The following is a 6,933-nucleotide window of genomic DNA, read 5'->3' as shown; positions in this document are numbered from 1 at the left end:
AGCAATACAAAGTGCTCCCCCACCTCAACAGTCTCTACCTAAACTGTCGATCCTTCATAGATACAAGAATGACGGCCAAAGAGTTTGAGAAGACGCGAAGCGCGATTGCCTGGACGGCTAGTCCTCCAGCCCCAGCTTCTTCCAAATCGCATCCACCCGAGCTTTGGTCCCCGCATCCATCTCGATCATCGGAGGCCAGGGTCGGTTAAATCCCTCTGCGGCCCACTTGCGCGTGGCGTCGATGCCTATCTTGCTGCCGTAGTTCGGCAGGCGTGAGGCGTGGTCGAGCGAATCGACCGGCCCCAGAGTGAAAGCCGTATCGCGTTCGGGATCGATGTTGTTGGTGGTTCGCAACACGACCTCGCCCAGATCCTGCACATCGCAGTCTTCATCCACCACAATGATGCACTTCGTGAACATGGCCTGCCCCATCGACCAGATGCCGTTCATCACCTTGCGCGCCTGCCCCGCGTAGCTCTTGCGAATCGCCACGATCATCAGGTTGTGGAAGACGCCCTCGACGGGCAGGTTAATGTCCACAATCTCCGGCAGCGTGAGCTTCATCAGCGGCAGGAAGATACGCTCGACCGCCTTGCCCATCCACGCGTCCTCCATCGGAGGCTTGCCCACAATAGTGGCGGAGTAGACCGGGTCTTTGCGGTGCGTGATGCAGGTAATGTGGAAGACCGGATACTCCTCTTCCATGGTGTAGAAGCCGGTGTGGTCGCCGAAAGGCCCCTCAGTGCGCAGCTCATCGAGCTTCACGTAGCCTTCGAGAACGATCTCGGCGTGCGCCGGAACTTCGAGATCCACGGTCTCGCACTTCACCAGCTCGACCGGCTTCTGACGCAGGAATCCGGAGATGACAAACTCTTCGACCTCAGGCGGAGCCGGCACGATCGCCGAAAAGGTCGTCGCCGGATCAGTGCCGATGGCTACAGCAACTTCCATGCGATCTTCTTTCACCTTGCCCAGAGCGATGCTGGTCGTGCCGCCGGCGGTCGCGGCCATCGCATTCACATGCTCGGCAGCCGTCGATCCTGACGCGGCGCGCAGCCGCTCGCGCAGATGTTCGGCGGCGTTCTTCTGGCGCTGCCAGTGCATGCCGGTGGTCTGTCCGTCATAGACCTGCATGCGGTACATGCCCATGTTGCGCTTGCCCGTCTTCGGATCGCGCGTGACCACGCAAGGCAGCGTGATGAAGCGGCCTCCATCGAGCGGCCAGCACTGCAGAACGGGAAAATCGAGAACATTGATCTTCTCGCGATGGATCACTTCCTTGCATGCCGCATCCTTGGCTGCGATGGTCTTCGGGAAGAACTTCCCCACCTCGGCCAGCATGGGCAGCATCTTGAACTTTTCGAGGAAGCCTTCCGGCGATTTGATCTCCATGAAGGCACGGATGCGCCCGGCAATGTCGTCCAGCGAATCGACGCCCAGAGCCAGCTTCATGCGCCGCTCGCTGCCGAACTGGTTCATCAGAACGCGAGCGCCGGGATACCCCTTCACGTTCTCAAAGAGCAGCGCGGGACCGCCCGGCGCATAGCCCTTTACGCCGTTCTTCTTGCCCGCCTTCGAGGCGCGATCGGTAATCTCCGCGATCTCCAGAACGGGATCGACTTCCTGGCGAATGCGCTTCAGTTCGCCCGCCTTGTCCAGCGCTTTGATCCAATCTCTCAGGTCTTCGTATGCCAAACGGGTTCCTCTGCGCGCGGAGCAGCCTGCGCGACTCTTTATCTTATCTCTCGATGAAGGGGCTGATGGAGCGGCTGTTGTTCGGCCGGAGAAACCGAAACTCCTACGGCCGCTGCACCACTCAGAACAGCGGCTGACTAGCTGTGCATCCAGCGGTCCATATGGGTCTGGGCGCAGCGTGCACCGCAGAGGTGCTTCACCTTCGCGTCATGGGAGAGAAACACGTTCCATGGAGTGACCTTGAGTACGGGCTGATATTCAGCCCCCGGAGTCGGCTCGGTGACTTCGTTCCAGGACAGCCACCAGTCGGTGGCTTCTTCAGTCCTCGGTTTTCCGCAGACATCGCAGTGATAGGTCTCTACCCAGGCCATGAATCTCCTCAGTGGTCGTCCTAGGAAGTTAGCATATTAGGTAACCCTGCGGACCGAAAGTTTGGTGAAGATGCGGGCTAGCCTATGCGGTCATCTCTCTGGCTTGCGGCGGAATCTCCACCAGCGGAAAGCCAAGCCGCTTCCACTCGTCGAAGCCACCCAGCAGAGGCCGCACCCGGTAAATGCCCAGCTTGCGAATGGCCAGGGCCATCTTGGCCGCTGTCGCTTCACTGGGGCAGGTGCAGAAGAGAACCACGTCGCGGTCGCGGGGAATCTCGTCGCTCTGCAGGACCAGTTTGTCCGGCGTCAACAGAACCGCTCCCGGCAATGTCCGCGGATCGGGAAGGTAATCGAGCGGGTGACGCAGATCGACGATATAAACTTCCTGGCCGCGGTCCAGCATCTCCTTCAGCTCGTGGGGATCGACGCGCGCCGTGCGAATCTCGCGCAGGAAGGCCCGCTGCCGCATAAAGCGGTGGAACAGAAACCCCAGCAAAAGCAGGGTAAAGAGCAGGACGGCAAAATGGCCGACCCAGCTCAGCGCATTGGGATGGCGCTTGAGGACATCCCCGAAGAAGCGGCCGCCCAGCACAAAGGTAAGAGCCCAGATCAGGACGCCAGCGGCGTCGAAGAGCAAAAACGAGCTGAACGGCATCAGCGTCTGGCCGGCGATCGGCGCAGCCACGCTGCCCAGTCCGGGGATAAATTTCGCCAGCAGCAGCGCAGTCGGACCGCGCTTCGTGAAGTAGCTCTCTGTTTTGCGGACGCAGGTCGAGCTCTCCATGGAAAGCCGGCAGAGAAGCTTCACCACCGCGCCGCCATAGCGCTTGCCCATCACGTACCAGAGGCTGTCGCTGACCAGGCTCCCGAACATGATGGAAACCAGCACCAGCGGGAGATAGAGCTTATGGGTCGCCGTGAGCGTGCCGGCGGTGAGCAGAAGAGGCACGCTGGGGATAGGCACTCCCAGCTGCTCGATCATGACCCAGAGGAACAGAATCCAATAGCCGTATTTTAAGAAGAAATCAAGCGCGACTGGCACGGCCGGGGCCCCCACTTACCTTACGTTTTCTACAATTGTCGGATACAGAAAAGATGTAGAGCAACCGGAAAACGATTCGACAGAATCAAAAGGGCCGCGAATCGCAGGATTCGCGGCCCAGCCGTCAGTGAAACGGCCCGTTATTCGATGGTTATTGGGCGAAGACCAGCGGCATATCGACCAAGTGCTCGCTCACGAACCAGACCTGCATTTCGTTGGTGCGGATGACATTGCTGACCAGCAGATCGTTGGTGCCGTCGTCGCCCAGGTCGGCAGCCTTCTTGGCCCACACCCGCGCGTCCTTCAGGATGAGCGCATGCGCTTCGAGCAGCCGCGAAATCTGCACCGGAACCTCTTCGCGTCCCTTCGGTGGGCGATTGAGGCGCGTGAGCTCGGCGATATCGTGAGCCATGGCCACGCTGACGCCGCCCAGGATCTGAATGCGCTCCGCCAGCAGGTCGACCAACTCCACCTGCTGCTCAAAGTGCTTGTCGAACAGAAGATGCAGCTGGTAGAAAGTCGGCCCGCCTACCTGCCAGTGCGACTTCTTGTAGAGGTCGCGAAGGCTCGCCGTGTCCGCCAGAAGTACATTCAGGGCCTCGCAGATCTGCTGGCGAGCCTTTTCATCGATGCCAATGGGCAGGTCCTTGATGACCGTGCCGAACTTCTGGATTTCTTTGGCGTTCTGCCGCCAGTGGGGAGTGATGTGGTCGACGCTCTTGGTGGGGGTTTCCTTCAAAGCAGTGTTGCTCATTTGGGATCTCCTTCGGTCTTTTGATGCGCGACGGATGCAGAGAGGGGCATTAAATTCTGCGTGCCAGTCGGCCATTAACCAGCCTGCTATCAGCAGCTTACGAGGATGTATCCGGCGAAGGAGATTGCAACAGAAAAGCCGAGGCCCTTCCCGTGGGAAAGGGCTCGGCTTTCTATGATTTAGCCCGATATCCGCTAATTTTTTACACGCACCTTCGGCTCGACAGACATGCCGGGACGCAGCAGATGGTCGGAGTTTTGCTTCGGATCGGTGAGGTCGATACGCACCGGAATGCGCTGGACGACCTTGACGTAATTTCCGGTCGCATTTTCCGGCGGAAAGAGGCTCAGAACGGAGCCGGTCGCGCCACCGATCTGCGAGATCTTGCCATCGTATTTGCGGCCGCCGTAGGCATCAACGGTCACGGTCACGGCCTGACCGGCGCGCATGTGATCGAGCTGCGTCTCCTTGAAGTTGGCCGTGATCCAGATATCGTCCAGCGAAACCAGCGTCATCATGTTCTGCCCGACGCTCACGTTCTGGCCGATTTCGACGCTCTTGCGAGTCACGATACCGGCGACCGGAGCCACGATCTTGGTGTAGCTGAGGTTCAGCTTGGCCTGGTCGAGTTGAGCGCGGACCTGCTCCACCTCAGCCGCCGCTTGATCCGCTTTGGCCTTCTGGATAGCCACCTGTTGCGGCGCGGTCTGCGCCGTCTTGAAGCTGGCCTGAGCCTGCGCAACCCGGTCGCGGGCGATGCGCACGCCATCCTGCGCAGCCAGCAGATTGGCCTGTGACTGGGCCAGCGCGGCCTTGTTGCCATTCGCCGCAGCTACCGCTGCGTCGAACTGCTGCTTGGAGATAACGTCCTTCTGCACCAGCGGGATATAACGCTCCAGGTCAAGCTGCGACTTGGTGTTATTGGCTTCCGCCTGGGCTACTCCGGCCTCCGCCGCTTCGAGCTGCTTCTGCGTTTGAGCCACTGTGGCCGTGGCGCTGGAGACGTCTGCTCCGGCCGAACTCAGAGTGCTGCCCGTGTTGATATTGATGACCGGAACGTTGACCTTGGCCGCTTCGTACGCAGCTTCCGCGCTCTGCAGGTTGGCTTCATCCTGCTGCACGGCGACCTCGTAGTCCTTGGGGTCGACCTCGACCAGCACCGTGCCGGCGTCGACATACTGGTTCTCATCCACGTTCAGCTTCACCACGTGTCCGGTGATACGCGCGCTGATCTGGATGAGATGACCGTTGACCTGGGCGTCGTCCGTGTCCTCGTAGTAAGTGGAATGCCACCAGAAAAGGACGGCTCCCACCACCAGGACCGCGACCACACCAATAACGATGAACCTGCGCCGCGACTTCTGTGGCGGCGGCTCCGGCCGCTCGTCTCGCTGCTTATTATTGTCGTTTTGCTGCTCCGGCTTTTCGTCGGCCACCGTTACTTCCCTCCCACATAAACCTGGTACTTCTGATCCGCTACTCCCAGCGCACGCGCCAGGGAGAGCTTTGCAACATTGTGCTGATAAAGGCTGCTCACATACTGATCGTCGGCCTGAGCCATCGCCTGCAGCGCCTGGGACACGGCGAGGTTATCCGATACGCCTGCCTGATAGCGCTGCTGCGCCTCGCTCAACGCTTCCTTCGCCAGTTCGACATTGCTGCGAGAAACTTCCACCTGCTTCGCCGCGGACTGAATATCGAGGATGCTGTCGCGCACATCGGCGCCTATCTGTCCTTGGATGTCACTGAGACGCGCTCGCTGCTGGTCCAGCTGCGATTGCGCCTGCTTGGCGTCGCCGCGAAGCTTGGCTTCCTCGAAGACTGGCACGTCGAGATTGCCGGTGGCGTCGAAGGTGCCATGCGAATGTCCCACATTCACGCCGATATCGCCGTAATCTCCGGTAAAGCTGACGACGGGCAGCCGTTCGTCGGTGGCCGCCTTGCGCGCGTGCTCCGCCGCGTTTACCTGCTCTTGCAGAGCCTTCAGATCGCTGCGCGCACCGAGCGCCTGCTTGACCGCGTCATCGGCGCTCAGATTGTCGAGCGGCGCATAGGGAGCCTGATCGGTGAGGGTAAACTTCTGCTCCAGCGGCAGACCGATGGCGCGAGCCAGCGCCAGCTTGTCTTTTTCGTATTGATTTGTAGTGCTGATCAGCGTCTGTTGCTGCGTCTGGTAATCGACCCGCGCGCGCAGCTCATCGAGCAGCGGAGCCGTGCCCGCCTGATGATTGGCGACAGCCTGATCCAGCGAAATCTTCGAAGTATCCACCTGCGCCTGCGCCGAATCGATGCGGGACTTATCGGCGATGCAGGTCAGATAAGCATTTCCCACGGTCAGAACTACCAGGTCCCGGGCATCGGTCGCCGAGAGCTTCGATCCTTCAAAGTTATGCTTCGATGCCAGGTAGTTCTGGAGCGCGGAAAGGTCCAGCAGCGACCACTTCAGCGTGGCGCGGATGTCGGTGTACCCGTAAGGCCCGATGATCGCCGGAAACCCGGCGCCGCGCAGGCCAAGCGCCTGGAGGTCGGTCTGCTGCACCGACTCCTTGATGTTGCCCGTCACCGTAGGCAGCAGCGCCTGCAGCTCATCAAGCTGCGAGCCGTGCGAGCTTTGCACGCTCTGGGTGGTCAGGATAAGACCAAGATTGTGTTTGAGACCGCGTGCGATCGCGTCATCGAGAGAAAGCTGCAGAACGCCGTCGGTAGCCTTGTCTGTAGTTTCGCTGCCCTGGTAGGTAGTGCTATTGATCTGCGGCTGGGTGATCTGGATAGGCGCGGCGGGCTGCACTACTCCGCCACTGGAGTTTCCGCCTAGCTGAGCGACTGCCTGGGGACTTGCCGCAACGGCCGAAGCGGCTGCTAACGCCCACGTTACTACTGTTCTTCCGGTGCACGGAAGGTTGGCCTTAAACACAGAAACACTCCAGAGAGGGGCAGATCAACCCGGTTGTCGTCCTGACTAAGGTACTGGCTTTTGATGCGGTCAACCTGGAAAGTATTCAGAAATAACCAAGATTGACTTCACGGGAGTCGCCGCTCGCTTGGTTTTACCGCCTAACGGTATCAGGAGA

6 protein-coding genes are annotated in these 6,933 nt (G+C 59.9%); all 6 read right to left on the bottom strand.

Features of this window, described 5'->3' with window-relative positions; all coding sequences use genetic code 11:
• Window positions 1-117: 117 nt before the first annotated feature.
• A complete protein-coding gene (locus tag XX99_RS19950) occupies window positions 118-1,695 on the bottom strand; it encodes a UbiD family decarboxylase (RefSeq protein ID WP_050061097.1) in 1,578 nt (525 codons plus the stop codon).
• Window positions 1,696-1,832: 137 nt separating this feature from the next.
• Window positions 1,833-2,066, bottom strand: a complete 234-nt coding sequence (locus XX99_RS19945) for a hypothetical protein (RefSeq protein WP_050061096.1) — start codon at window positions 2,064-2,066, stop codon at window positions 1,833-1,835.
• Between the two features lie 82 nt (window positions 2,067-2,148).
• On the bottom strand, window positions 2,149-3,108 hold the full coding sequence (locus tag XX99_RS19940; protein ID WP_050061095.1) for a VTT domain-containing protein: 960 nt from the start codon (window positions 3,106-3,108) through the stop codon (window positions 2,149-2,151).
• A 151-nt stretch (window positions 3,109-3,259) separates the two neighbouring features.
• The gene (locus XX99_RS19935) at window positions 3,260-3,862 is read right to left on the bottom strand and encodes a Dps family protein (protein ID WP_050061094.1); all 603 of its coding nucleotides are present in this window, start codon (window positions 3,860-3,862) and stop codon (window positions 3,260-3,262) included.
• A 194-nt stretch (window positions 3,863-4,056) separates the two neighbouring features.
• Window positions 4,057-5,298: an HlyD family secretion protein gene (locus XX99_RS19930; protein WP_050061093.1), complete on the bottom strand. Its 1,242-nt coding sequence runs from the start codon at window positions 5,296-5,298 to the stop codon at window positions 4,057-4,059.
• 2 nt (window positions 5,299-5,300) lie between these two features.
• Window positions 5,301-6,776, bottom strand: a complete 1,476-nt coding sequence (locus tag XX99_RS19925) for a TolC family protein (RefSeq protein ID WP_050061092.1) — start codon at window positions 6,774-6,776, stop codon at window positions 5,301-5,303.
• Between the last annotated feature and the right edge of the window lie 157 nt (window positions 6,777-6,933).

Origin of the sequence: Silvibacterium bohemicum (genome assembly GCF_001006305.1) — a bacterium.
Classification (GTDB): domain Bacteria; phylum Acidobacteriota; class Terriglobia; order Terriglobales; family Acidobacteriaceae; genus Silvibacterium; species Silvibacterium bohemicum.
Note: the sequence above shows the minus strand (reverse complement) of the source record. Positions and strands in the feature narration are given on the sequence as shown.

Excerpts from the sequence above, each read along its gene's own strand:
- XX99_RS19935 (WP_050061094.1), bottom strand. The coding sequence starts at position 3,862 with ATGAGCAACACTGCTTTGAAGGAAACCCCCACCAAGAGCGTCGACCAC.
- XX99_RS19945 (WP_050061096.1), bottom strand. The coding sequence starts at position 2,066 with ATGGCCTGGGTAGAGACCTATCACTGCGATGTCTGCGGAAAACCGAGG.